21 protein-coding genes are annotated in these 25,862 nt (G+C 57.4%); 8 read left to right on the top strand and 13 right to left on the bottom strand.

All coding sequences use genetic code 11. The features are described 5' to 3' along the window. Positions 1-210 precede the first annotated feature (210 nt). The gene (locus QMX84_RS07955) at positions 211-945 is read right to left on the bottom strand and encodes an XRE family transcriptional regulator (protein ID WP_262126236.1); all 735 of its coding nucleotides are present in this window, start codon (positions 943-945) and stop codon (positions 211-213) included. 192 nt (positions 946-1,137) lie between these two features. Between QMX84_RS07955 and mutS the strand changes: the two genes are divergently transcribed. Further along, complete coding sequence (mutS, locus tag QMX84_RS07950; protein ID WP_282363537.1) at positions 1,138-3,717, top strand: DNA mismatch repair protein MutS; 2,580 nt, start codon at positions 1,138-1,140, stop codon at positions 3,715-3,717. 129 nt (positions 3,718-3,846) lie between these two features. Continuing rightward, positions 3,847-4,170: a ferredoxin FdxA gene (fdxA, locus tag QMX84_RS07945; RefSeq protein WP_123751946.1), complete on the top strand. Its 324-nt coding sequence runs from the start codon at positions 3,847-3,849 to the stop codon at positions 4,168-4,170. A 211-nt stretch (positions 4,171-4,381) separates the two neighbouring features. Here the strand turns inward: fdxA and QMX84_RS07940 are convergent, their stop codons facing one another. After that, complete coding sequence (locus QMX84_RS07940; protein WP_123751945.1) at positions 4,382-5,032, bottom strand: TetR family transcriptional regulator; 651 nt, start codon at positions 5,030-5,032, stop codon at positions 4,382-4,384. Between the two features lie 265 nt (positions 5,033-5,297). On the opposite strand from QMX84_RS07940, the gene QMX84_RS07935 reads away from it, so the two are divergent. From QMX84_RS07935 to QMX84_RS07925, 3 genes are read left to right on the top strand one after another with little or no spacing between them, the layout of a single operon-like run. After that, complete coding sequence (locus QMX84_RS07935; RefSeq protein ID WP_048369498.1) at positions 5,298-6,449, top strand: efflux RND transporter periplasmic adaptor subunit; 1,152 nt, start codon at positions 5,298-5,300, stop codon at positions 6,447-6,449. 3 nt (positions 6,450-6,452) lie between these two features. After that, positions 6,453-9,608, top strand: coding sequence for an efflux RND transporter permease subunit (locus QMX84_RS07930; protein ID WP_282363536.1), 3,156 nt, complete (start codon positions 6,453-6,455; stop codon positions 9,606-9,608). Next, the gene (locus QMX84_RS07925) at positions 9,605-11,056 is read left to right on the top strand and encodes an AdeC/AdeK/OprM family multidrug efflux complex outer membrane factor (RefSeq protein WP_048386551.1); all 1,452 of its coding nucleotides are present in this window, start codon (positions 9,605-9,607) and stop codon (positions 11,054-11,056) included. The genes QMX84_RS07930 and QMX84_RS07925 overlap by 4 nt, the downstream gene beginning before the upstream one ends. A gap of 58 nt (positions 11,057-11,114) precedes the next feature. Here the strand turns inward: QMX84_RS07925 and pcaC are convergent, their stop codons facing one another. From pcaC to pcaR, 8 genes are all read right to left on the bottom strand, one after another. Beyond that, positions 11,115-11,507, bottom strand: a complete 393-nt coding sequence (gene pcaC, locus QMX84_RS07920; protein ID WP_282363535.1) for a 4-carboxymuconolactone decarboxylase — start codon at positions 11,505-11,507, stop codon at positions 11,115-11,117. Between the two features lie 10 nt (positions 11,508-11,517). Continuing rightward, a complete protein-coding gene (pcaD, locus tag QMX84_RS07915; protein ID WP_282363534.1) occupies positions 11,518-12,318 on the bottom strand; it encodes a 3-oxoadipate enol-lactonase in 801 nt (266 codons plus the stop codon). A gap of 13 nt (positions 12,319-12,331) precedes the next feature. After that, positions 12,332-13,684, bottom strand: a complete 1,353-nt coding sequence (locus QMX84_RS07910; protein WP_282363533.1) for a 3-carboxy-cis,cis-muconate cycloisomerase — start codon at positions 13,682-13,684, stop codon at positions 12,332-12,334. Between the two features lie 48 nt (positions 13,685-13,732). Then, positions 13,733-15,025: an MFS family transporter gene (locus tag QMX84_RS07905; protein WP_282363532.1), complete on the bottom strand. Its 1,293-nt coding sequence runs from the start codon at positions 15,023-15,025 to the stop codon at positions 13,733-13,735. Between the two features lie 114 nt (positions 15,026-15,139). Continuing rightward, positions 15,140-16,345 carry a 3-oxoadipyl-CoA thiolase gene (pcaF, locus tag QMX84_RS07900; protein ID WP_282363531.1) on the bottom strand — a complete coding sequence of 402 codons (1,206 nt, stop codon included), beginning with the start codon at positions 16,343-16,345 and terminating at the stop codon, positions 15,140-15,142. Beyond that, the gene (locus tag QMX84_RS07895) at positions 16,342-17,124 is read right to left on the bottom strand and encodes a CoA-transferase subunit beta (protein ID WP_262126249.1); all 783 of its coding nucleotides are present in this window, start codon (positions 17,122-17,124) and stop codon (positions 16,342-16,344) included. Before QMX84_RS07895 ends, pcaF begins: the two co-directional genes overlap by 4 nt. Beyond that, positions 17,121-17,978: a CoA transferase subunit A gene (locus tag QMX84_RS07890; RefSeq protein ID WP_048369484.1), complete on the bottom strand. Its 858-nt coding sequence runs from the start codon at positions 17,976-17,978 to the stop codon at positions 17,121-17,123. Before QMX84_RS07890 ends, QMX84_RS07895 begins: the two co-directional genes overlap by 4 nt. Before the next feature lie 196 nt (positions 17,979-18,174). Continuing rightward, positions 18,175-19,017: a pca regulon transcriptional regulator PcaR gene (pcaR, locus tag QMX84_RS07885; RefSeq protein WP_048386546.1), complete on the bottom strand. Its 843-nt coding sequence runs from the start codon at positions 19,015-19,017 to the stop codon at positions 18,175-18,177. 798 nt (positions 19,018-19,815) lie between these two features. On the opposite strand from pcaR, the gene QMX84_RS07880 reads away from it, so the two are divergent. Together QMX84_RS07880 and QMX84_RS07875 are read left to right on the top strand one after the other, a co-directional pair. Further along, the gene (locus QMX84_RS07880; protein WP_262126247.1) at positions 19,816-20,016 is read left to right on the top strand and encodes a hypothetical protein; all 201 of its coding nucleotides are present in this window, start codon (positions 19,816-19,818) and stop codon (positions 20,014-20,016) included. Between the two features lie 346 nt (positions 20,017-20,362). After that, the gene (locus tag QMX84_RS07875) at positions 20,363-21,835 is read left to right on the top strand and encodes an inorganic phosphate transporter (protein WP_262126248.1); all 1,473 of its coding nucleotides are present in this window, start codon (positions 20,363-20,365) and stop codon (positions 21,833-21,835) included. A gap of 131 nt (positions 21,836-21,966) precedes the next feature. Here the strand turns inward: QMX84_RS07875 and ccoM are convergent, their stop codons facing one another. From ccoM to QMX84_RS07860, 3 genes are all read right to left on the bottom strand, one after another. After that, positions 21,967-22,080 carry a cytochrome c oxidase subunit CcoM gene (gene ccoM / locus QMX84_RS07870; RefSeq protein WP_048386544.1) on the bottom strand — a complete coding sequence of 38 codons (114 nt, stop codon included), beginning with the start codon at positions 22,078-22,080 and terminating at the stop codon, positions 21,967-21,969. A gap of 143 nt (positions 22,081-22,223) precedes the next feature. Then, on the bottom strand, positions 22,224-22,385 hold the full coding sequence (locus tag QMX84_RS07865; RefSeq protein ID WP_088500241.1) for a hypothetical protein: 162 nt from the start codon (positions 22,383-22,385) through the stop codon (positions 22,224-22,226). A 96-nt stretch (positions 22,386-22,481) separates the two neighbouring features. Then, positions 22,482-22,793: an aspartate-semialdehyde dehydrogenase gene (locus tag QMX84_RS07860; RefSeq protein WP_262126251.1), complete on the bottom strand. Its 312-nt coding sequence runs from the start codon at positions 22,791-22,793 to the stop codon at positions 22,482-22,484. Between the two features lie 155 nt (positions 22,794-22,948). Between QMX84_RS07860 and rapA the strand changes: the two genes are divergently transcribed. Further along, on the top strand, positions 22,949-25,795 hold the full coding sequence (gene rapA, locus QMX84_RS07855; protein ID WP_282363530.1) for an RNA polymerase-associated protein RapA: 2,847 nt from the start codon (positions 22,949-22,951) through the stop codon (positions 25,793-25,795). Positions 25,796-25,862 lie beyond the last annotated feature (67 nt).

Here is a 25,862-nt window from a genome sequence, read left to right as displayed (position 1 = left end):
CCCGCCGCGTCGCATCCCTGCGCGAGTCAGATCGGGGAACCGCGATGTGACAAAGACTATGTCTGTATGGATATACAGTCAATGCATCAATGCATATATTTGTTTTGAACGCCGTTAACAGCCAGATAAAGCAACGCGAGCAGTGCGATTAGTCTTTCAAAAGGCAAGAAAAAGCCCACATAGACGTGGGCTCATTCGTAAAACTGCAGGCTAGCGAGCGTACATGCCCCACCAGAAGACGTGGCCCAAAATCACCAGTTGCTCATCCTCCAGATCACAGTAGTCATAGTCCTCATCGGGATATTCATCACGATTAAAACTACGCAAACGGATGCCACAGGCCAGACGATATAACTGTTTCACGCGCAACTGGCCGTTGTGATTGAGCGCATACAAGTCACCGTCGATGACCTCCTCAAGTGAACGCTTGCCGACATTGACGCCCACTGTGGCGCCGTCACGCAGCACCGGAAGCATGCTTTCACCGCGTACGGTCACGCATTTCGCCTGGTCAAACTCCACGCCGTTGTGGCGCAGGCTGCGTTTGCCGAACCGTAACTTGGCCCGCTCGCTCTCTTCAATGGCAAAACGCCCCGAGCCTGCGGCCAATTCGACCTGGCGCAAGAACGCAATGGACACTTCATCATCGGCCACGGGGGTGTCGTCATCCCACAACAAGATGTCACGCAACTCAGCATGCCTGGGTGGACTGTCAGAAAAGCCTGAGCCGGCGCGATCATCTCGCCCCCGCAGGCGATCAGTACTGATGTGGAAGTACTCGGCAATTTTGGAGATATGTCTGTCGGAAGGATCGACAATTTTCCCGCTCAAAATTCGCGAGAGCGTGGACTGCGGGACTCCCGTGCTCCGATGCAGCGTCATCGCACTGATCTGGTGCCGGGCAAGCAGGTCTTTCAAGACCGTTGAAACATTTCGTTTGGACATGCCGGGAATAGTGCTGGCCGTGTTTATAGATGGCAAATGCTATTTCTTCTATTTATAGCAACGCGTCAGCACGCCCGGTACGCACCTGTAGATGCAGGGGGCTGACATGTTAACCTTGCGCCCATTGCGAAATAGCCGCGCCTGACGCCCGCTTTTCACCCACCTTTTAATCGAATCCGCCTAAGCCTTCTCATGAGTAAGAATACTTCCGACCTGTCCTCACACACGCCGATGATGCAGCAGTACTGGCGCCTCAAAAACCAGCACCCCGACCAGTTGATGTTCTATCGCATGGGCGACTTCTACGAGATTTTCTATGAAGACGCGAAGAAGGCGGCCAAGTTGTTGGACATCACCCTGACGGCTCGCGGGCAGTCGGCCGGGCAGGCGATTCCGATGTGCGGGATTCCTTATCACGCCGCCGAAGGTTACTTGGCCAAGTTGGTCAAGCTGGGCGAGTCGGTGGTGATTTGCGAACAGATCGGCGACCCGGCAACAAGCAAGGGCCCGGTCGAGCGTCAAGTGGTGCGTATCATCACGCCGGGCACCGTCAGCGATGAGGCGCTGCTGGATGAACGCCGCGACAACCTGATTGCCGCCGTACTGGGCGATGAGCGTCTGTTTGGCCTGGCGGTGATGGACATCACCAGCGGCAATTTCTCGGTGCTGGAGATTAAAGGCTGGGAAAACCTGTTGGCCGAACTGGAGCGCATCAACCCGGTGGAGTTGATGATTCCGGACGACTGGCCACAAGGCCTGCCTGCCGAAAAACGCCGTGGCGTTCGTCGTCGCGCGCCGTGGGACTTTGAACGTGATTCGGCGTTTAAAAGCCTGTGCCAGCAGTTTTCGACCCAAGACCTTAAAGGCTTTGGTTGCGAGAACCTGACCCTGGCAATTGGCGCTGCCGGTTGCTTGCTCAGCTACGCCAAAGAAACCCAGCGCACCGCCCTGCCCCATTTGCGCAGCCTGCGCCATGAGCGCCTGGATGACACCGTGGTGCTGGATGGCGCCAGCCGTCGCAACCTGGAATTGGACACCAACCTGGCCGGTGGTCGCGACAACACCTTGCAATCGGTGGTCGACCGTTGCCAGACCTCGATGGGCAGCCGCCTGCTGACCCGCTGGCTGAACCGCCCGCTGCGTGACTTGAGCGTGCTGTTGGCCCGTCAGTCGTCGATTACCTGCCTGCTCGATGGCTATCGCTTTGAGAAACTGCAACCGCAGCTTAAAGAGATCGGCGATCTGGAGCGGATTCTGGCGCGTATCGGCCTGCGCAATGCACGCCCGCGAGATCTGGCGCGCTTGCGCGATGCCCTGGGTGCCCTGCCTGAGCTGCAAGATGCGATGATCGGTCTCGAAGCCCCGCATCTGCAACAACTGGCCACCACCACCAGCACCTACCCGGAACTGGCGGCGCTGCTGGAAAAAGCCATCAATGACAACCCGCCCGCGGTGATCCGTGACGGCGGCGTGCTGAAAACCGGTTATGACGCTGAGCTGGATGAACTGCAATCTCTGAGCGAGAACGCCGGGCAGTTCCTGATTGATCTTGAAGCACGTGAAAAAGCCCGAACCGGCCTGAGCCACCTCAAGGTGGGTTATAACCGCGTGCACGGCTACTTTATCGAGCTGCCGAGCAAACAGGCCGAACAAGCACCTGCTGACTACATTCGCCGGCAAACCCTCAAAGGCGCTGAGCGCTTTATCACACCGGAGCTAAAAGCCTTCGAAGATAAAGCCCTGTCGGCCAAAAGCCGCGCGCTGGCCCGCGAAAAGATGCTCTACGAGGCGCTGCTGGAAACCCTGATCGGCGAGTTGCCGCCCTTGCAGGACACCGCCGCCGCACTGGCCGAGCTCGATGTGCTGAGCAACCTGGCCGAACGCGCACTGAACCTGGACTTGAACTGCCCGCGCTTTGTCGACGAGCCGTGCATGCGTATCGACCAAGGCCGCCACCCAGTGGTCGAGCAAGTGCTGACAACACCGTTTGTGGCCAACGATCTGGCGCTGGATGACAAAACCCGCATGCTGGTGATCACCGGTCCTAACATGGGCGGTAAATCGACCTACATGCGTCAGACAGCATTGATCGTCTTGCTGGCCCATATCGGCAGCTTTGTACCTGCTGCCAGTTGCGAACTGTCACTGGTCGACCGGATCTTCACCCGGATAGGCTCCAGCGATGACCTGGCAGGCGGTCGCTCTACCTTTATGGTGGAAATGAGCGAGACAGCGAATATTTTGCACAACGCGACCGATCGCAGCCTGGTGCTGATGGATGAGGTGGGCCGTGGCACCAGTACGTTCGATGGTTTGTCCCTGGCATGGGCAGCCGCCGAACGCCTCGCTCACTTGCGCGCGTACACCCTGTTTGCCACGCACTACTTTGAGCTGACCGTTCTGCCCGAGAACGAACCGCTGGTCGCCAACGTGCATTTGAGTGCAACAGAACACAATGAACGCATCGTGTTTTTGCACCATGTCTTGCCAGGCCCGGCCAGTCAAAGCTATGGTTTGGCCGTTGCACAATTGGCCGGGGTTCCAGCCAATGTCATCACCCGGGCACGTGAACATTTGAGCCGACTCGAAACGACCAGCCTGCCTCATGAAGTACCGCGACCAGCACCTGGCAAAAAAGCAGTACCGCAGCAAAGCGATCTGTTTGCCAGCCTGCCGCACCCCGTACTGGATGACCTGTCCAAGCTCGATCTGGACAACATGACGCCGCGTAAAGCACTTGATTTGCTCTACACATTAAAGACACGCCTTTAAAAGCTGCTAGAATCGCGCGCGGTTCGGGATGCTACTGGCCTTTTAGCCTGGTCAGTAGATATCACTCCTGAGCCCTGCGAACCCGAACTGTAAGGGCTTCGCTGCCGCCGCCTGAGGAGAAAATTAGAAATGACCTTCGTCGTCACCGACAACTGCATCAAGTGCAAGTACACCGACTGCGTAGAAGTCTGTCCGGTGGACTGCTTCTACGAAGGCCCGAACTTCCTGGTAATTCACCCGGATGAGTGCATTGACTGCGCGCTTTGTGAGCCTGAATGCCCTGCACAAGCCATCTTCTCGGAAGATGAAGTGCCTGCCGGCATGGAACAATTTATTCAGTTGAATGTTGAGCTGGCTGAAATCTGGCCAAACATCACTGAAAAGAAAGACGCTCTGCCGGACGCGGAAGAGTGGGATGGCGTGGCAGGCAAGATCAAAGATCTCGAACGCTGATTCACGCTGTACTAAAAAGCCCCGGTCTCTTGCGAGCCGGGGCTTTTTGCGTTCAAGGGCGATGAGAACACCCGAGTGGTAACAATTACACTACAAAATACTTAGCTGACTAACTTTAAACCCGCAGCGTAGACATATATAAAGGCCATCTGGTATCAATTCACGCCACGGGTAAAAACTTCACTAGCCTTATGCCTTCAGGCAACTAGACTCAAGCTCTATTGAGCTGCGGGCTACGCAGGCTAGGACTGAGACGCAGCATGTCAATGCAGGTGTCGACCCAGGTTTCGGCTTCTTTATAGAGTTCAAAGCAGTCGGGAACCAGCAGCCATTGCCCAAGAATACCGTCTATATAGGCGTGCAAAGCGATTGCCGCACGACGGGCATCCAGGTTCGAAGGGAGTTGTTCGCGATGGACTGCATTACTCAGCGTGAGCTCGATCCGGCTGTTACAGTCGACACTTGCCATTTGGCGTTGACGGCGCAAATCGCACATTTCGTCTGTGAATTCGCACTTATGAAACAAAATCTCATTGATACGCCGAGTTTTCGGATCAGTCGCCACCTGACGAAACAGATGAACCAACAAACTGCGCAAGCAGCCCAGCGGATCAAGCTCCTCTTGGCTCTCGCTGGCTTTGGCCAGTTCTTCCAAAGGTTCACGCAGACTGTCCAGCATGGCCTGAACCAGGTCAGCCTTGTTGCTGAAATGCCAGTAGATAGCGCCCCGGGTGACACCCGCCAACGCAGCGATATCAGCCAGCGTGGTGCGGGCAACCCCTCTTTCATAAAAGGCCTGCTCGGCTGCTTCGAGGATTTTGCTCCGGGTTTCCTGAGCTTCTTCTTTGGTACGACGCACCATAACAATCACAACCTCAATCAGGAGGGTCTGGACAATTTCAGTTCGGTATCCAAACCGGCATCGGGTGGCGTTTGTTCTGCCTTATCCCGGTCTACTACGGACTCAAAAATGGACTCTGGAACGCTGCTTGCGACAGATTCCCACTGTTTACAAACAGACATGAATGTAAGTATATTCCTTAGCAAGCTCTTTATCCACCCGGAACAGCTTTCTATACCCTTCCACTATTCTTGTGCGCTTTCGCGTGCCTGACCCGAGGATCTTCATGCAATTTAAGCCAGCTGTTACCGCTCTGGTTGCTGCCATCACCCTAGCTTCGCTGCTCAGCGGATGTAAGAAGGAAGAGGCAGCACCTGCCCCACAAACCCCTCAGGTCGGCGTCGTGACGCTGAAAACCCAGCCATTTACCTTGACCACCGATCTTCCAGGTCGGACGACTTCGTATCGTTCGGCAGAAGTTCGCCCTCAAGTGAACGGCATTATCCTTAAGCGCTACTTCAAAGAAGGCAGCGACGTTAAAGAAGGCCAGCAGCTGTATCAAATCGATCCGGCTATCTACGAAAGCAGCGTGCTGAGCGCCAAGGCGACCTTGCAATCGGCCAAGTCCCTGGCTGATCGCTACAAGCAACTGGTTGCAGAGCAAGCCGTAAGCCGTCAGGAATACGACAACGCCGAAGCCGCTCGCCTTGAAGCCGAAGCTGCACTGAAAACCGCTCAGGTAAACCTGCGCTATACCAAGGTCCTGGCGCCGCTGTCAGGTCGTATTGGTCGCTCGCTGTTCACTGAAGGCGCACTCGTAACCAGTGGCCAAGCCAATGCATTGGCCGTGATTACTCAACTGGACCCGATTTACGTAGACGTGACCCAATCCTCGGTAGAGATGCTGGAACTGCGTCGCGACCTGGCAGATGGCCGTCTGAAAAAGGCCGGTGAGAACGCTGCCAAGGTCAAACTGACCCTGCCGGACGGTAGCGAATACCCACTGGAAGGTCGTCTTGAGTTCACCGAAGTCTCGGTAGACGAGACCACCGGTTCCGTCACCCTGCGTGCGGTGTTCCCGAACCCTGACAGCGTTCTGTTGCCTGGTATGTTCGTTCACGCCCAACTGGAAGCGGGCATTAACAGCGATGCCATTCTGGCCCCACAAATTGGCGTCACCCACAACGCCAAAGGCGAGCCAACGGCCCTTATCGTCGGTCCGGACAACAAAGTTGAGCTGCGTGTGTTGCAAGCAACGCGCACGGTTGGCAGCGACTGGCTGGTAGAAAAAGGCCTGAACGCCGGTGACCGTTTGATTACAGACGGCCTGCAGTACGTCCGTCCAGGCGCTGAAGTCAAAATCATGGACAAGACTCCAGGCGCAACCCCGGCATCGGCCCCGGCCACTGATAAAGCTTCGGGCAGTAAAGGGGAATAAACCATGTCGAAATTTTTTATCGACCGTCCAATTTTCGCCTGGGTAATAGCCCTGGTGATCATGCTGGTCGGGGCTTTATCGATCCTCAAGCTGCCGATAAACCAGTACCCGAGCATCGCACCACCGGCCATCTCGATTTCCGTGACCTATCCGGGTGCTTCGGCACAAACCGTACAGGACACCGTGGTTCAGGTGATCGAGCAGCAACTTAACGGTATTGACCACCTGCGTTACGTGTCATCGGAAAGTAACTCCGACGGCAGCATGACCATTACCGTAACGTTCGACCAGGGTACCAACCCTGACACCGCTCAGGTTCAGGTGCAGAACAAGCTGAACCTGGCCACCCCGCTGCTGCCACAAGAAGTGCAGCAGCAGGGTATCCGGGTTACCAAGGCAGTGAAAAACTTCCTGATGGTAGTCGGCGTGGTGTCCACCGACGGCAGCATGAACAAGGACGACTTGTCGAACTACATCGTCTCCAACATGCAAGACCCGCTGTCGCGGACGGCAGGTGTGGGTGACTTCCAGGTGTTCGGTGCCCAGTACGCCATGCGTATCTGGCTGGACCCGGCCAAGTTGAACAAGTACAACCTGACCCCGGTGGATGTTAAAACCGCGATCGCGGCGCAGAACGTCCAGGTGTCTTCCGGCCAATTGGGTGGCCTGCCTGCGCTGAAAGGCCAGGAACTGAACGCAACGATCATTGGTAAAACCCGCCTGCAAACCGCCGACGAGTTTAAAAAGATCCTGCTGAAAGTGAACACCGACGGCTCTCAGGTTCGCCTGGGTGATGTCTCCGAAGTGGGCCTGGGCGGTGAGAACTACAGCATCAGTGCACAGTACAACGGCAAACCGTCCTCCGGTATTGCAATCAAACTGGCTTCTGACGCTAACGCCCTGGACACGGCCAAAGCCGTTCGCAAGACCATTACTGACCTGGAACCCTTCTTCCCGCCAGGGATGGAAGTCGTATTCCCGTATGACACCACTCCAGTGATCTCGGCCTCTATCAAAGGGGTTGTTGAAACACTGGTAGAAGCAGTCGTGCTGGTGTTCCTGGTGATGTTCCTGTTCCTGCAAAACTTCCGCGCCACCATCATCACCACGATGACCGTACCGGTTGTATTGCTGGGTACCTTCGGGATCCTGGCCGCTGCAGGCTTCAGCATTAACACCCTGACCATGTTCGGTATGGTCCTGGCCATCGGCTTGCTGGTGGACGATGCCATCGTTGTGGTGGAAAACGTCGAGCGGGTAATGGCCGAGGAAGGCCTGCCGCCCAAAGAAGCTACCAAGAAGTCCATGGGCCAGATCCAGGGCGCTCTGGTGGGTATTGCCCTCGTACTGTCGGCGGTATTGCTGCCAATGGCGTTCTTCGGCGGCTCCACCGGTGTGATCTACCGTCAGTTCTCGATCACCATCGTATCGGCCATGGGCCTGTCGGTTCTGGTCGCCCTGGTGTTCACCCCGGCCCTGTGTGCCACGATGCTAAAACCGATCACCAAAGGTGATCATGGTCAGAACAAACGTGGGTTCTTCGGTTGGTTCAACCGTACTTTTGACAGCGGCGTACGCGGCTACGAAAAAAGCGTAGGCAGCATTCTGCGCCACAAAGCGCCGTACCTGCTGGCCTATGTCCTGATCGTTGTGGGCATGGTGTTCCTGTTCACCCGCATTCCTAGCTCCTTCCTGCCGGAAGAAGACCAGGGTGTACTCTTTGCTCAGGTTCAAACCCCACCGGGTACCTCAGCCGAGCGGACTCAGGAAGTCATCGACCGGATGCGTGAATACCTGCTCACCGACGAAACATCGGCGGTGTCTTCGGTATTTACCGTGAACGGCTTCAACTTCGCAGGTCGCGGCCAAAGTTCGGGTCTGGCATTTATCATGCTCAAACCGTGGGGCGAGCGTGATGCCGACAACAGCGTGTTTGCGCTGGCAGCACGTGCCCAGCAGCACTTCTTCACTTTCCGCGATGCAATGGTGTTTGCGTTTGCTCCGCCAGCGGTCATGGAGTTGGGTAACGCCACCGGTTTTGACTTTTTCCTTCAAGACCAGGCAGGCATTGGCCACGAGAAATTGCTGGAAGCGCGTAACCAGTTCCTCGGTATGGCTTCGCAAAGCAAAGTGCTGGCGGGAGTGCGTCCAAACGGCTTGAACGACGAACCTCAGTACAAACTGATCATCGACGACGAAGCGGCGCAAGCGCTGGGCGTAAGTCTGTCGGACCTCAACAACACGCTGTCCATCGCGCTGGGTGCCAGCTACGTCAACGACTTCATCGACCACGGCCGGGTAAAAAAGGTGTTCCTGCAAGGTACCGCCTCTTCCCGTATGAGCCCGGAAGACCTGAAGAAGTGGTACGTGCGTAACGACCAGGGAACCATGGTGCCGTTCTCGGCCTTTGCCAAGGGCGAGTGGATTTACGGCTCACCTAAACTGTCGCGTTATAACGGCGTAGAAGCCATGGAGATTCTGGGTACACCTGCTCCGGGCTACAGCAGTGGTGAGGCCATGGCAGAAGTTGAAGCCATCGCCAAGAAGCTTCCTAAAGGTGTCGGTATTTCCTGGACAGGTCTGTCTTACGAGGAACGTTTGTCAGGTTCGCAAGCCCCTGCCTTGTACGCAATTTCCTTGCTGATGGTCTTCCTGTGTCTTGCCGCACTGTATGAAAGCTGGTCGATTCCGATCGCGGTCATGCTCGTTGTACCGCTGGGGATTATTGGTGCGCTGCTGGCTACCAGCCTGCGTGGCCTGTCCAACGACGTGTACTTCCAGGTAGGTCTATTGACGACAATCGGTCTGGCAGCGAAAAACGCCATTCTGATCGTCGAATTTGCCAAGGAACTGCATGAACAAGGGCGTAGTCTGTACGACGCCGCGATTGAAGCGTGCCGGATGCGTCTGCGACCGATCATCATGACGTCCCTGGCGTTCATTCTCGGTGTTGTGCCGCTGGCCATCTCCCACGGCGCAGGCTCGGGCAGCCAGCACGCCATTGGTACAGGCGTAATCGGCGGGATGCTGAGTGCGACCCTGCTGGCTATTTTCTGGGTGCCGCTGTTCTTTGTTGCCGTCTCCTCGATTGGCAATAAAAAAGACACTGAGCAAAAAGAAGAACTGACTAACACTCCAAACAAAGAGGCTGGCCAATGAGCAAGTCGCTTCTCGCAGTAGCGGTTGCAGCGTTTACGCTGAGTGGCTGCTCGCTGATACCGGACTACCAGCGCCCTGAAGCGCCGATAGCCGCGCAATACCCGCAGGGCCCGGCCTACTCGCCGAACGAGGCGCCAAACCAGGCCGCTGCAGAACAAGGCTGGCGTCAGTTTTTCCATGACCCTGCCCTGCAACAGCTGATCCAGACAGCTCTGGTCAACAACCGCGACCTTCGGGTCGCGGCGCTGAACATCGACGCCTATGCCGCGCAGTACCGCATCCAGCGTGCGGATCTGTTCCCGGCGGTGACCGCAGATGCCAGCGGCAGCCGTCAACGCACCCCGGCGCGCATGTCGCAAACCGGCAAGGCGGGCATTACCAGTCAATACTCCGCGACCCTTGGGGTCAGTGCGTATGAGCTGGACTTGTTCGGACGTATCCGCAGCCTGAGCGATCAGGCTCTGGAAAACTACTTCGCCACTGAAGAAGCCCGCCGTTCCACTCAGATCAGTCTGGTGGCCAACGTTGCGACCGCTTACCTGACCTGGCAAGCCGACAAAGAGCTGCTCAAGCTGACTGAAGACACCCTCAAGGCGTTCGATGAAAGCTACAAGCTGACCCTGCGCAGCAATGAAGTGGGCGTAGCCTCGGCACTGGAGCTCAGCCAGTCGCGCACCTCAGTGGAAAACGCCAAAGTTCAATTGGCCAAGTACACCCGTCAGGTCGCCCAGGATGAAAACAGCCTGGCCCTGCTGCTCGGCACTGGTATTCCGGACAATCTGCCGACAGCCAAACCGCTGTCGGCTGACTTGCTGACCCAAATGCCAGCGGGCTTGCCGTCCGACTTGCTGCAACGTCGTCCGGACATCCTTCAGGCCGAGCACCAGTTGTTGGCGGCCAACGCCAACATTGGTGCCGCACGCGCCGCGTTCTTCCCGAGCATCAGCCTCACCGCCAATGCCGGGACCTTGAGCCCAGACCTCTCGGGTCTGTTCAAGGGCGGTTCGGGCACCTGGCTGTTCTCGCCGCAGATCAACCTGCCGATCTTCAACGCAGGCGCTCTGCGCGCGAGCCTGGACTACTCGAAAATCCAGAAGGAAATCACCGTCTCGCAATACGAGAAGGCGATCCAGACGGCATTCCAGGAAGTTTCTGACGGCCTGGCAGCACGTCAAACCTACAACCAGCAGTTGCAGGCGCAAGCCGATTTCGTTAACGCCAACCAGGACTACTACCGTCTGGCAGAGCGTCGCTATCGGATTGGTGTCGACAGCAACCTGACGTTCCTTGATGCACAGCGCTCGTTGTTCAGCGCGCAACAGGCGTTGATCACCGATCGCCTGTCGCAGTTGACCAGCGAAGTCACACTGTACAAGGCGCTGGGCGGTGGCTGGTACGAGCAGACCGGGCAAAACCGGCCTGTATCGGACAAGCCGCCAAAAGCTTGATAGCGACCCGATAAAACAAAAAACCCGCCACTTGGCGGGTTTTTTGTTGGTCATATGATTATTCCCGGGACTCGACGCCCAACTCGTCCCACACCGACTCCGCCAAATGGAAGGTCGCATTGGCCGCCGGAATGCCGCAGTAGATCGCGCTCTGCATGATCACTTCTTTGATCTCTGCACGGGTCACGCCATTGTTGGCCGCGGCGCGCAGGTGCAGTTTGAGTTCTTCGCTGCGGTTCATGCCGATCAGCATCGCAATGGTAATCAGGCTGCGGGTATGACGCGCCAATCCAGGCCGCGTCCAGATATCACCCCACGCATGGCGGGTGATCATTTCCTGGAACTCGCTGTTGAACTCGGTCAGGGCGTTCAGGCTGCGGTCGACGTGTGCATCGCCCAGCACGGCGCGGCGTACGCCCATGCCCTCTTCATAACGTTGTTTCTCGTCCACAAAACGCTCCTTAAACCGCTTGTTGGGCTAACAAAAACGCCAGCACCCGCTGGCTGAACGCATCAACGGCCTGCACGTTGGACAAGTGCGCCGCGTAGAACTCTGCGTACTCGGCACCGGCCACGTGTTCCTGAATGAAATGGCTGCCCGAAGGCGGCGTCACGGCGTCTTCGGTGCCTGCAATCACCAGCGTCGGCACGCGAATCGCGCCGAGCTGATCACGAAAATCGGCATCACGCACCGCCGCGCAGTTGGCGGCATAGCCCTGCGGCGAGGTGGCCGCCAGCATGTCAGTAATGCGCTTGGCTTGATCTGGGTGGGCCTGGGCGTAATCTGCGGTAAACCAGCGGGCAATCGACGCATCACGCAACCCGGCCATCGCCGCGGCACCGTCACGCAACACCATTTCAATTCGCGGGTTCCACACCGACGGCTCACCGATCTTGGCCGCGGTGTTGCACACCACCAGCGAGTGCAGGCGTGAGCCGGCATAAATGCCCAACCACTGGCCAATCAGGCCGCCCATCGACAAGCCGCAAAAATGCGCACGCTCAATGTGCAACGCATCGAGTAACGCCAGTACATCGCCGCCCAACTGCTCAATGCTGTACGGGCCTTCGGTCACTAGCGACTGGCCATGGCCACGGGTGTCGTATCGCAGTACCTGAAAATGCTCCGCAAACGCCGGAACTTGCGTCGCCCACATGCCCAAGTCCGTGCCCAATGAGTTGGACAACACCAACACCGGGGCGCCTTTCGGGCCATCGAGTTGGTAGTTGAGTTCACCTTCTGCCAGTTGTACACGCCCCACGGCCATCTCCTTTTTAGACTGCCAACGCAAAATGTTCAGCCCGTGCCCGCTCGACCCACGTCGTCGCTTGCCCCAGGTAAAGAGCAGGATCAAGTAAGCGATCCAGTTCGTCCGACGACAACTGCGCGCTAATCTCGGGCTCATCGCCCAACACCGCACGCAGATGCCGATGCTCGGCCACGGCCCGCTTACAGCATTGCTCCAGCAGGTGATGCGCGGTTTCGCGCCCCACTCGCTGCGCCAATTCAATACTCACGGCTTCGGCCAACACCAGACCGTGGGTCAAATCGAGGTTTTGCGCCATGCGCTCGGCATCCACTTCCAGCCCCTGAGCAATATTGAGGGCTTGAGCCAACGCACCCGCAACCAAACAGCAAATCTCTGGGAGGGTTTCCCACTCGGCATGCCACAAGCCCAAACTGCGCTCGTGTTCTTGAGGCATGGCGCTGAACAAAGTGCTGAGCAGCCCGGGAACCCGCGTCGCCGCGCTGATCAATACGGCAGAACCCACCGGATTGCGCTTGTGCGGCATGGTCGAAGACCCGCCCTTGCCCGGCGCTGAAGGCTCGAAAACTTCCGCCGCCTCGGTCTGCATAAGCAAACTGATGTCGCGGCCCATCTTGCCCAGGCTACCTGCCACCAACCCGAGCACCGCCCCAAACTCCACCAGACGGTCACGCTGGGTGTGCCAGGGCTGGTCGGGCAACGCGAGCTTCAACTCGGCGGCCAACGCGTGCGCCACGGGTAACGCTTGCTCACCCAGCGCGGCTAAAGTGCCCGAAGCGCCGCCAAACTGCAGGCTCAGCAAACGCGGTTTTAACGCTTGAAGCCGCTGACGGCTGCGTGTAACGGCGCCCAGCCAACCGGCGATTTTCATCCCCAAGGTCACGGGCGTTGCTTGCTGCAACCAGGTGCGACCCGCCAAGGGCGTGGTGGCATAACGCTGGGCCTGTTGCGCGAGAACTTCGCCCAACTGCTGCAAATCCTGCTCGATCAGTGCGAGGGCAGCGCGCAGTTGCAGCACCAGCCCGCTGTCCATCACGTCCTGGCTGGTCGCGCCCAGGTGCACATAACGTTCGGCCTCGGGGCTGATGCTGGAAATCTGCTTGCCGAGCGCTTTCACCAACGGGATGGCCGAGTTGCCGGCGCTGGCAATGGCCAACCCCAAGGCTTCAAAGTCGTAAAGCTCGGCGCGGCAAGCCGCTTCAATCGGTGCAACTGCTGACGACGGAATCAGTCCAGTGCTGGCTTGAGCCCGAGCCAGGGCGGCCTCGAAGTCGAGCATGGCTTGAACCCGGCCATGATCACAAAACACCGCGCCCATGGCCTTGCCCGTGAAATAGGCGTCGAACAGTTGGTTACTCATAAACCTTCCTTTGCAGGCGCGCGCCGCACACCGGCGCGCGCAAACTCATCACAAATCGTGATGCAGGTATTTGGGCTGCTTCGGCAAACGGAAACTAAACAGGAAGGCGATGGCCATCATGACCGTCACGTACCAGTAAAAGGTGTTTTCCATGCCCATGGACTTCAGGCCCAAGGCCACATATTCCGCCGAACCGCCAAACACTGCGTTAGCCACAGCGTAGGCCAGGCCCACACCCAACGCCCGCACCTGTGGCGGGAACATCTCGGCCTTAACCAAACCGCTGATCGAGGTGTAGAAGCTGACAATCGCCAGCGCCAGAGTGATCAACACAAAGGCCAAAAACGGGCTGGTAATGGTTTTCAGGCTGAGCAAAATCGGTACGGTGCACAACGTGCCCAAGGCGCCAAACCAGAGCATCGAGTTTCGACGGCCGATTTTGTCCGCAAGCATGCCGAACAACGGCTGCATGCACATATAAAGGAAGAGCGCGCCGGTCATGATGTAACTGGCGGTTTTGGCGTGCATTCCGGCGGTGTTCACCAGGTATTTCTGCATGTACGTGGTAAAGGTGTAGAAAATCAGCGAGCCGCCAGCGGTGTAGCCGAGCACGGTGATAAACGCCGCTTTGTGGTCACGAAACAGCGCTGCGATGCTACCGGCGTCCTTGTCTTTACGGGTTTCAGCGCTGGTGGTTTCTTTCAGTGTGCGACGCAGCAACAGCGAGATAACGGCCGCGATGGCGCCAATCACAAACGGGATGCGCCAGCCCCATGCGCGCAGCTCTTCTTCTGACAGGATCTGCTGAAGAATTACCACCACCAGCACCGCCAGCAATTGCCCGCCGATCAGGGTGACGTATTGGAACGAGGCAAAGAAACCACGCTGTCCCTTGAGGGCAACCTCACTCATGTAAGTGGCCGTGGTGCCATATTCACCACCCACCGACAGGCCTTGAAACAGCCGCGCAAGCAACAGTAATGCAGGTGCCCACGCACCAATCGAGGCGTAAGTCGGCAAAAAGGCGATGACCAATGAACCGGCACACATCATCATCACCGCGATCATCATTGAGTTCTTGCGCCCGTGCTTGTCGGCCACCCGGCCAAACAGCCAGCCACCGATAGGACGCATCAAGAAGCCCGCCGCAAACACACCGGCCGTGTTCAGCAACTGCACCGTTGGGTCATCGGAAGGGAAAAAGGCAGGCGCAAAGTAGATTGCACAGAACGCGTAAACGTAAAAATCGAACCATTCGACCAAGTTGCCCGAGGAGGCACCGACGATCGCGAAGATCCGTTTTCTACGTTCTTCTCCTGTGTAGTGAGTGTCTGTTGTCATGATTTTAGACTCATCTGTTTAGTTATTTTCAGACATACCTTGCAACAAGTACCCCGCAACCACAATGCGCCAAACGATTGAGTCCTTAATCGTCTGGCGCACCGTGCGGGCAAATCAGACCCGTTCTATCGCCAGCGCCAAGCCTTGGCCGACCCCTACACACATAGTCGCCAGGCCTTTTTTACCGCCGGTTTTTTCCAGTTGGTGCAGGGCCGTCAGCACCAGCCGCGCACCGCTCATGCCCAGCGGATGGCCCAACGCGATGGCGCCGCCATTGGGGTTAACCTGTGGCGCATCATCCGCCAGCCCCAACTCACGCAACACGGCCAACCCCTGGCTGGCAAAGGCTTCGTTGAGCTCGATGACATCAAAGTCACTGACCGCCAGGCCCAGACGCTCAACCAGTTTGCGCACCGCAGGCACCGGGCCAATGCCCATCACTCTCGGTGCAACCCCGGCGCTGGCCATGCCCAACACCCGCGCGCGGGCAGTCAGGCCATGACGTTTGACCGCATCAGCCGAGGCCAGAATCAACGCCGCAGCCCCGTCGTTGACCCCCGAGGCATTGCCTGCGGTGACGGTTTTGTCCGGGCCGTTGACCGGTTTGAGTTTGCTCAGGGTGTCGAGGCTGGTGTCGGCACGTGGGTGTTCATCGCGCTCAACCACACTTTCGCCTTTTTTGTGGGCGATACGTACCGGCACAATCTCTTCAGCAAAATAGCCCGCCGCCTGTGCGGCCGCTGTGCGCTGCTGGCTGCGCAGGGCAAAGGCGTCCTGGTCGGCGCGAGAAATCTGGTAGTCATCGGCCACGTTGTCGGCGGTTTGCGGCATCGCATCGACACCATATTGAGCTTTCATCAAAGGGTTGATGAAGCGCCAGCCAATGGTGGTGTCTTCCAGCTTCATGTTGCGCGAGAACGCGGCATCGGCCTTGCCCATCACAAACGGTGCCCGCGACATCGATTCAACGCCACCGGCAATCGCCAGTTCCATTTCACCGCTGGCAATGGCACGGAACGCCGTACCAACCGCGTCCATCCCCGAGGCGCACAACCGATTGAGGGTGACGCCGGGGATGCTCTCCGGCAGCCCGGCCAGCAACGCTGCCATGCGCGCGACGTTGCGGTTGTCTTCGCCCGCCTGGTTGGCGCAGCCCAGAAACACTTCGTCGACTTCGTCCCATTTCACCGTGGGGTTGCGCTCGATCAGCGCCTTGATCGGCGTTGCCGCCAGATCATCCGCACGAACGGCCGACAAGCCCCCGCCAAAACGGCCAATCGGGGTACGAATGGCGTCACAGATAAACACTTCACGCATCACGCTTCTCCTGGTGCCTGACCGTGGGCAAGGGCCGTGCGCGCTTCCAGGTCACGCAAAGCGCTTAGCTCAACGTCGGTCGGCTCGGCGGTTTGCTCAACCTTGTCGGCAAAGCGAATCGCCCAGCCCGTTGCCGCCACGACTTGTTCACGCGTCACACCGGGGTGCAGGGCGGTGACCACGAATTCATTGCTCTGCGCTTCAGGTTCCATGATGCACAGGTCAGTGATGATCCCCACTGGCCCTGCGCCTGGCAGGCCCAAACGCTTGCGCGAGTCGCCGCCTTCGCCGTGACCAACCGAGGTAATGAAGTCCAGTTTGTCGACAAACGAACGGGCTGATTGCTTGAGGATGATCAGCACGCTTTTGGCAGAACCGGCGATTTCAGGTGCACCACCGGCGCCCGGCAGGCGGACCTTAGGATGGTGATAGTCACCGACCACAGTCGTGTTGATATTGCCGAAGCGGTCTACCTGAGCGGCACCCAAAAAGCCGACGTCAACCCGACCACCTTGCAACCAGTAGCGAAAAATCTCGCTGGTGGAGACGACCGTGTCAGCCGTTTCGGCCAGCTCACCGTCGCCAATCGATAGCGGCAGCACATTAGGCTTGGCGCCAATCGGGCCAGACTCGTAAATCAGCACCACATCCGGCGACGAGGTCAGCCGCGCCAGGTTCGCAGCCTTCGAAGGCAGGCCAATGCCGACAAAACACACCGAGCCATTTTTCAAACGGCGGGCGGCGGCAACGGTCATCATTTCGTTGGTGGAGTAAGCCATTATTTTGCCTCCGAAGCGCGGGCCAGCTTGGCCTGGAACTCACTGAAATTGGCGGTGCCGTGGATGTATTCGTTTATCCATGCGGTAAAGGTTTCGCGGTCACGGGCAATCGGGTCCCAGGCCTGATAGAAACGGTTATCACGCTCGGTGTAACCATGTGCGTAGGAAGGATGCGCACCACCCGGCACGTGACACACGGCGCTCAAAGCCCAGGTCGGCAGGACGCAGGCGTTCATCGGCGCCTGCAAGTCATCGACAATCTCTTCAACCGTCACGATGCAGCGCTTGGCGGCCAAGGCGGCCTCTTTTTGCACGCCCAAAATGCCCCACAACAGTACGTTGCCCTTGCGGTCAGCCTTTTGCGCGTGGATCACCGTGACGTCCGGGCGCACCGAAGGCACCGCCGCCAGCACTTCACCGGTAAACGGGCAGGTAACGGTCTTGATCAGCGGGTTGACCTTGGGCAAGTCGGAACCGGCATAGGCGCGCAGTACCGCGAATGGCAAGCCCGAAGCGCCAGCCACATAGGCATTGGCCAGATCGGCGTGGCTGTGTTCTTCGATTTCCAGCGGCTGCGGCCACTGTTTTTCGACGGCATCGCGCAGACGGTGCAATGAACCGACACCAGGGTTGCCGCCCCAGGAAAAAATCAACTTTCGTGCACAGCCGGCGCCGATCAATTGGTCGTAGATCAAGTCAGGCGTCATACGAACCAACGTCAGGTCTTTCTTGCCCTGACGAATGATTTCATGACCTGCAGCGGTCGGAATCAAGTGAGTGAAACCTTCGAGGGCGACCGTATCACCGTCATTCACAAACTGTTTCACGGCGTCGTGTAACGAAATGATTTCTGCCATGAGGGGTAGCTCCCGTTTCTTGTTTGCCACTGAATAGAAAACGGTGCGTCGAGCGGCACCGGACTGTCAGCAGGTTAAGCCGCCCTCCCAGCTCAAACAATCCGATAATCGACGATGTGTTCGGTAATCGAACACATAGTTAGCCTGCTTGGAATTGACCAAAAAATCGGTGAGATTCGCGTGATAAACGGTGGGGTCAAGTGAACAGCTGCGCGCTCAGTTCGCGGCTTGAACTGAGCATGATCGGCAAAAAGCGCTGCTCCAACTCTGTGCGTGAGACGCGCCCGGCGTGGGTGCTGACGTTCAGGGCCGCCAGTACCTGGCCGGAAGCGTCGTACACCGGTACGGCAATCGAACGCAGCCCCTGCTCCAGTTCTTGATCGACAATGCACCAGCCCTGCTCGCGGACTTTCTGCAAGCATTCAAGCAACGCCTCGGGGGTGTGCAGGGTGCGACTGGTTTTGGCCTGAAACTCAGCATGGGCCAGGTATTCGTTGAGGGTCACATCATCAAGGGCTGCCAGCAAAATACGCCCCATCGACGTGCAATACGCAGGCAAACGACCGCCCACCGAAAGGTCGACGGAAATCAGCCGTTGGGTGGTGGCCGAACGGGCGATGTAGAGGATGTCGTCACCTTCGAGCGTCGCCATGTTGCAGGCTTCGTGCAGTTGCTCGCTCATGCGGTCCAGATACGGCTGGGCCGACACCGCCAGTGGTGTCGACGACAAATAAGCATGGCCTAGGGTCAGCACTTTGGGCAGCAACGAATAGGTCCGGCCATCGGTGGTGGCATAGCCCAGTTTGATCAACGTATACAAACAGCGCCGTACAGCGGCGCGCGGGATCTCGGTTCTATGGCTGATCTGGGCAATCGTCAGGTGCCGTTTACGTTCCTGAAACGCCTGCACTACGGCCAGACCCCGGGCCAGCGAGGCCATGAAATCGGGGTCGCCGGTAAACGCCTGAATACGTTTGGCGGGTGACGCCACAATCGGTGGCGCCAGGCCAGTCACTGCATTGCGCAATTGCTCACTCATACCCTATCCCCCTGTTGTGGCTTTTATTGTTATTACAGATCGGCCCCGGTAACAACAGACACACGGCAGACGCAATATTGGCCGATTATCGAACCGACGACCGATAATCGCAACATCCTCACCCTTCATCATGGATATGAATGCGACGTAGGCAACGCCTCATGATCCTGTGCGTTTAATAAAGTTCCATTGCCGTACTTTATAACTACAGACAACACCTGCGTCTGATTTCCATTAAGCTTTTTTTACCGGCTACACTGCGACTAACAACCTCTCCCACTCATTGGAGTGCATTTTTCTTATATGCCCGGCCAATTAAGCTGACGGTAGCGCTCAACAACTTGACACTACATTTACCTCCACCCGTATTAATAGTTCTAAAAAATGCCGGAAGCTGTTCATTCCCTGAATTTTTGCAACAAAGTTTGCACTTGGAAGTTGACGGACCTGAAGCGCTTCGGCGATAGTAGACGCCTTACTCAAGCCTTTATGGCCCGCAAGTAATTGAATGCACAGAGTCAAGCATTCCCGCCTTTTGGATCCAACCCGCTCGTTGAACTCAATAGGCCGAAAGGCTTAACTTCCAAGTGCGACCTGAATTGTCCACCCTCTGGGGTGAGCACTTAAGTGCTGCAGCGCTCATGTGTTAATTAATGACGTTGCCGCGTGCACAGAGTGGTTGATTTAACCTTGACGTTGCTTATAGATATCCGTCTAAAGCTGACTCAAACGTCAGATGTATCAACCTCTCTGCCGAGTGGTTCACCAGGTTTAATCTTTACTTAATTAGGTAGCACTGTGACGAAAGACGAACTGCGCGCAGAACTTGAGCGTCAGGAACAACGTTACAAGGATGTTTACGGCGGCGAAGTCACCACTTATGCCGCAAAGCCGGAGCCCGAGCGCAAGCCTTGGCGCAAACGTGCAAGCCTGCTGGATCAGGCGTTTTCTCAAGAAATTCAAAAAATTGAGAAAGGACTCAAAGCTGAAGAGTCGTGAATCACCACGCCTGAAATCTGTGTAAAAAAGGCTACAACGCCTCATGCCGCTGCATTGACCGGAGGCAGACCTTCGCCCGACAAAAGGTCTGCCTAAGCCACCAGACAGTCTGATTACAGAAATTTCACACACTCAAATCAGACCGTCACGTGGGCACAGGCCCTCCTCTCTGAAACGCTTATAGCCTTTGTTATCAGCGGCTTGGAGCTGTGTTTGGACCTTGTTAAATCGGGACGCCCTACCGCTTTTTTCATTTATAGATGTTACCGACGAGCACCAAGTGCATCGATTACCAAGGTTTTCTGGCATAATCCGGCCCCCTTTATGACCGTGTCAGAAAACCTTCATGATCGATCTACTAAGCGGATTGGATGCCTGGGTTCTTATCAGCCTCTTCTTCGCCCTAGCCTTTGTTCTCGCCTTCGAGTTCATTAACGGCTTTCATGACACCGCGAACGCGGTAGCGACTGTCATCTACACCAAAGCCATGCCGCCTCACCTGGCGGTGTTCTTCTCCGGTGTATTCAACTTTCTGGGCGTCCTGCTGGGCGGAGTCGGGGTGGCCTACGCCATCGTCCACTTGCTGCCGGTAGAGCTTCTGGTCAACGTGAATACCGGACATGGCCTGGCCATGGTGTTCTCGCTGCTGGCTGCGGCCATTACCTGGAACCTGGGTACGTGGTACTTCGGGATCCCGGCCTCCAGCTCACACACCCTGATCGGCTCGATCCTCGGTGTAGGTCTGGCCAACGCCCTGATCAACGGCATCCCGGTGAGCGAAGGCGTTAACTGGCAGAAGGCTATCGATATTGGCGCTTCGCTGGTGTTCTCGCCACTGGCGGGCTTCATCATTGCCGGCCTCATGCTGGTCGGTCTGAAGTGGTGGCGTCCGAATTCCAAGATGCACAAGACACCGGAAGAACGCCGCAAGCTGGATGATAAAAAGCATCCGCCGTTCTGGAACCGTCTGGTTTTGGTGATTTCTGCCATGACCGTGAGCTTCGTTCACGGCTCCAACGATGGTCAAAAAGGTATCGGCCTGATCATGCTGGTACTGATCGGTATCGTGCCGAGCGCCTTCGTTCTGGACTTGAACAGCAGCACTTACCAGATCGAGCGGACGCGCGACGCGACGCTGCACCTGAGCCAGTTCTATCAGCGTAACCACGAAAGCCTGAACGAATACCTGGCATTGGGCAAAAGCGTTAAAAGCGACCTGCCGGGCAAGTTCAGCTGCAATCCGCAGCAAACCGAGCCAACCATTGCCGCCCTGTTGAGCTCACTCAAGGGTGTGACCGACTACCACTCCATGACCTCTGAGCAGCGCATCGAAATTCGTCGCTACCTGCTGTGCCTGGATGACACGGCGAAAAAAGTCAGCAAGCTGCCAGTGCTCGATGCCAGTGAAAAAGCGGATCTCGAAAAACTGCGTAAAGACCTGACCACCACCACTGAATACGCCCCGTTCTGGGTGATTCTGGCTGTCGCACTGGCCTTGGGCCTGGGCACCATGGTTGGCTGGAGACGCGTGGTTAAAACCATCGGCGAGAAGATCGGCAAGCAAGGCATGACCTACGCCCAAGGCATGGCCGCTCAGATCACCACCACTATCGCGATTGGCCTGGCTAACGTCTTTGCCCTTCCGGTGTCGACCACGCACATCCTGTCTTCAGGCGTGGCGGGCACCATGGTTGCCAACAAAAGCGGCCTGCAAGGCAACACCATCAAGACCATCCTGATGGCCTGGGTGCTGACCCTGCCTGCCACTGTCGCACTGTCTGCAGCCCTGTTCTGGTTGGCGTCCATCGCCCTCAACTGATCCAGCGCCTGACAAAAAAGGTACGCCCCTCACGGGGCGTACCTTTTTTTATGCGTTTTCACAGGCAAAAAAATAGGCGACCGAAGTCGCCCAAAATGCCTTGCGTGCTCGTGTACCAGAAAGACCCGGCGCTACTTATTGCGCTTCTGGGAGTCTTTCCAGATAAAAAAACCCAGACCTGCGAAGAACAACACCATGAGACCGACCGTCACTACCCCTGCGATAACCACATTGTCGAGAAACATGACGGCCTCCTGCTCGTGTCTGTTTGTGTTGGAGCTAGATTAACCACACAAGCAGGCGCATACGTTGACCGGGATCAATAGTGATCGCGGCCCGGCGGAGCATGGAAAGAAAAGTTGATGCAGATCAGCAAAAAAGCCGTAGATCAGCGCTTTTTAGGTTTCTTTTTCGGCTTTTTCTTGGCATTTGCCAATGGCATTGCTTGCTCGAATGCCTGGCGCACTTCGTTCAGACGCTTCTCTTTAAGGTCATGCACACGCTTGGCACGTTCTGCACCCAGGTCAACCAGATTGCTGTCTTGGCTCATAAAAATCAGGTCACTGTCAGAGGCTGTTGGCTAAAAGGATTCAAGGGACAGCGCAATAATGCGTTGAGGCCGGACAACAGGCCAGAAAAAATCCAGTCATATCTCGATATCAATCCATAAGCCCTGACGTTGCGCACCATCGACCACGCCATCAGGGGCGGGCTGATCCGCCTGGACTTCATCGGACAGCGGCGGCTGCCCCTCCTGTTGGCGTTTGTGTTGCTGACGCTGCTGCTCTTCGCGCAGTAACAACGCTGCCTGATCAGCATCATGGTGCTTGAGGTTGACCGTACTGTCCCCAGAGCTGGCTTGGGCAGGCACCACCGCGGGGATTTCAGGGCGCGGGCGTACCGGGTCTTGTTGTGACGTCACGGGGACAACGCTCAGCGGTAGAATCGGCGGCAGCATGATCGTGTGCTCCTGTTCTGCGTCCGGCTGAAAACCACTCATCGAAAAGCGCCATAGGCTTCTTTTGAGTAGAGCAGCTTTTTGTCAGAGTCCTTTGGACTGAGGACTCTGCTGCGTTAATATACTCGGCTTTTTCAAAGCGGGAGTCAGGCAGCATGGCGCAGCAGTATCAACCGGGGCAACGCTGGATTAGTGACAGCGAAGCTGAGCTAGGCTTAGGCACCGTTCTGGCACAGGACGGTCGCTTGCTGACCGTGCTCTATCCGGCCACTGGCGAAACCCGCCAATATTCGCTGCGTAACGCCCCACTGACGCGCGTGCGTTTCTCGCCGGGCGACACCATCATCCACTTTGAAGGCTGGAAGATGACCGTTCGCGAAGTCGATGACTCCAGCGGTCTGATGGTTTATCACGGCTTCAATGAACAAAACGAGCTGGTGACCCTGCCAGAAACGCAACTGTCGAACTTTATCCAGTTCCGTCTGGCCAGCGACCGTCTGTTCGCCGGGCAAATCGACCCGCTGTCGTGGTTCTCGCTGCGTTACCACACCCTTGAGCACACTAGCCGCCAGTTGCAATCGCCGCTGTGGGGCCTGGGTGGCGTGCGTGCGCAACCCATCGCTCACCAACTGCACATTGCCCGTGAAGTGGCCGACCGTATCGCGCCGCGCGTATTGCTGGCTGACGAAGTAGGCCTGGGTAAAACCATCGAAGCAGGCCTGGTGATTCATCGCCAACTGCTCAGTGGCCGTGCCAGCCGTGTGCTGATCGTGGTCCCGGAAAACCTGCAACACCAATGGCTGGTCGAAATGCGTCGGCGCTTCAACCTTGAAGTCGCGCTGTTTGACGAAGAACGCTTCATTGAAAGCGATGCCGGCAACCCGTTTGAAGACTGCCAGTTGGCTCTTGTGGCCCTGGAATGGTTGGTTGACGACCCTAAAGCGCAAGCAGCCCTGTTCGACGCAGACTGGGACCTGCTGGTGGTCGACGAAGCTCACCACCTGGTGTGGCACGAAGATCAAGTCAGCCCTGAATACGGTCTGGTCGAGCAACTGGCCGGCGTGATCCCTGGCGTCCTGCTGCTGACGGCGACCCCGGAGCAACTGGGTCAGGACAGCCACTTTGCACGTTTGCGCCTGCTCGATCCCAACCGCTTCCACGACCTGGCTGCCTTCCGCGCCGAGAGCGAGAACTATCGCCCGGTCGCTCAGGCTGTACAGGAACTGCTGGATAAAGGCCGCCTGTCCCCAGAAGCGCACACCACCATCCATAACTTCTTGGGCGCTGAGGGCGATTCGTTGCTCGCGGCGGTCAACCAAGGCGATACCGAAGCCAGCGCGCGTCTGGTTCGTGAACTGCTAGACCGTCATGGCACTGGCCGCGTTTTGTTCCGTAACACCCGCGCCGCGATCCAGGGCTTTCCCGAGCGAAAATTGCATGCTTACCCGCTGCCATGCCCGGACGAATACCTCGAACTGCCCATCGGTGATCACGCCGAGCTGTACCCGGAAGTCAGCTTCCAGGCCCAGCCGGACGCCAGCGATGAAGAGCGCTGGTGGCGCTTTGACCCACGCGTAGAGTGGCTCACCGACACCCTGAAAATGCTCAAGCGCACCAAAGTACTGGTGATCTGTGCTCATGCCGAAACCGCCATGGATCTGGAAGACGCCCTGCGCGTTCGCTCCGGTATTCCTGCCACGGTCTTCCACGAAGGCATGAACATTCTTGAGCGTGACCGCGCAGCTGCTTACTTCGCAGATGAAGAGTTCGGCGCACAAGTGCTGATCTGTTCGGAAATCGGCAGTGAAGGTCGCAACTTCCAGTTCGCTCATCACCTGGTGCTGTTCGACCTGCCGTCCCACCCGGACCTGCTGGAGCAGCGTATCGGCCGTCTGGACCGTATCGGCCAGAAGCACATCATTGAACTGCATGTGCCGTACCTGGAAACCAGCCCGCAAGAGCGCCTGTTCCAGTGGTATCACGAGGCCCTGAACGCGTTCCTCAATACGTGCCCGACCGGCAACGCCCTGCAACACCAGTTCGGCCCACGCCTGCTGCCGTTGCTTGAAGAAACCGACGACACCCCGTGGCAAGCGTTGATCAACGAAGCCCGCAGCGAGCGCGAGCGTCTTGAGCAAGAGCTGCACACCGGTCGTGACCGCCTGCTGGAGCTCAACTCCGGCGGCGCGGGTGAAGGCGAAGCACTGGTAGAAGCGATTCTTGAGCAGGACGATCAGTTCACCCTGCCGATCTACATGGAAACCCTGTTCAATGCGTTCGGCATCGACAGTGAAGACCACTCCGAAAACGCCCTGATCCTCAAGCCGAGCGAGAAAATGCTCGACGCCAGCTTCCCGCTGGGTGACGACGAAGGCGTGACCATCACCTACGACCGCAACCAGGCGCTGTCGCGTGAAGACATGCAGTTCATCACTTGGGAACACCCGATGGTGCAAGGCGGCATGGATCTGGTGCTCTCGGGCTCGATGGGCAACACCGCCGTGGCACTGATCAAAAACAAGGCGCTCAAGCCCGGGACCGTTCTGCTCGAACTGATTTACGTCAGCGAAGCCGTTGCCCCGCGCTCCCTGCAACTGGGCCGCTACCTGCCGCCGGCTGCGCTGCGCTGCCTGCTCGATGCCAACGGCAACGATCTGTCTTCGCGCGTGGCCTTCGACACCCTGAATGAACAACTGGAAAGCGTGCCCCGTGCCAGCGCCAACAAGTTCATCCAGGCCCAGCGCGACAACCTGACGCCGAAAATCAATGCCGGCGAAGCCAAGGTTGCGCCTCGTCACGCTGAACGTGTAGCCGAAGCGCAACGCCGTCTGGCAGCCGATACGGAAGAAGAACTGGCGCGCCTGACTGCGTTGCAAGCGGTCAACCCGACCGTACGTGACAGCGAGTTGGTTGCCTTGCGCAAACAACGTGAACAAGGGCTGGCCATGCTTGAAAAAGCCGCGCTGCGCCTAGAAGCGATTCGCGTACTGGTCGCCGGCTAACCCGGCCCTCTGTAGGAGCGAGCTTGCCTCGCGATCTTTTGATCCTTAAAAGATCGCGAGGCAAGCT

Source organism: Pseudomonas sp. PS01297 (assembly GCF_029959305.1).
Classification (GTDB): Bacteria; Pseudomonadota; Gammaproteobacteria; order Pseudomonadales; family Pseudomonadaceae; genus Aquipseudomonas; species Aquipseudomonas helleri.
Note: the sequence above shows the minus strand (reverse complement) of the source record. Positions and strands in the feature narration are given on the sequence as shown.

Coding starts and splice junctions, on each gene's coding strand:
- QMX84_RS07865 (WP_088500241.1), bottom strand. CDS start 22,385: ATGAGCCAAGACAGCAATCTGGTTGACCTGGGTGCAGAACGTGCCAAG.
- QMX84_RS07910 (WP_282363533.1), bottom strand. CDS start 13,684: ATGAGTAACCAACTGTTCGACGCCTATTTCACGGGCAAGGCCATGGGC.
- fdxA (WP_123751946.1), top strand. CDS start 3,847: ATGACCTTCGTCGTCACCGACAACTGCATCAAGTGCAAGTACACCGAC.
- rapA (WP_282363530.1), top strand. CDS start 22,949: ATGGCGCAGCAGTATCAACCGGGGCAACGCTGGATTAGTGACAGCGAA.
- pcaR (WP_048386546.1), bottom strand. CDS start 19,017: ATGAGTGAGCAATTGCGCAATGCAGTGACTGGCCTGGCGCCACCGATT.
- QMX84_RS07955 (WP_262126236.1), bottom strand. CDS start 945: ATGTCCAAACGAAATGTTTCAACGGTCTTGAAAGACCTGCTTGCCCGG.
- QMX84_RS07930 (WP_282363536.1), top strand. CDS start 6,453: ATGTCGAAATTTTTTATCGACCGTCCAATTTTCGCCTGGGTAATAGCC.
- QMX84_RS07875 (WP_262126248.1), top strand. CDS start 20,363: ATGATCGATCTACTAAGCGGATTGGATGCCTGGGTTCTTATCAGCCTC.
- QMX84_RS07890 (WP_048369484.1), bottom strand. CDS start 17,978: ATGGCAGAAATCATTTCGTTACACGACGCCGTGAAACAGTTTGTGAAT.
- ccoM (WP_048386544.1), bottom strand. CDS start 22,080: ATGTTTCTCGACAATGTGGTTATCGCAGGGGTAGTGACGGTCGGTCTC.
- QMX84_RS07925 (WP_048386551.1), top strand. CDS start 9,605: ATGAGCAAGTCGCTTCTCGCAGTAGCGGTTGCAGCGTTTACGCTGAGT.
- QMX84_RS07860 (WP_262126251.1), bottom strand. CDS start 22,793: ATGCTGCCGCCGATTCTACCGCTGAGCGTTGTCCCCGTGACGTCACAA.
- QMX84_RS07940 (WP_123751945.1), bottom strand. CDS start 5,032: ATGGTGCGTCGTACCAAAGAAGAAGCTCAGGAAACCCGGAGCAAAATC.
- QMX84_RS07935 (WP_048369498.1), top strand. CDS start 5,298: ATGCAATTTAAGCCAGCTGTTACCGCTCTGGTTGCTGCCATCACCCTA.
- mutS (WP_282363537.1), top strand. CDS start 1,138: ATGAGTAAGAATACTTCCGACCTGTCCTCACACACGCCGATGATGCAG.
- QMX84_RS07905 (WP_282363532.1), bottom strand. CDS start 15,025: ATGACAACAGACACTCACTACACAGGAGAAGAACGTAGAAAACGGATC.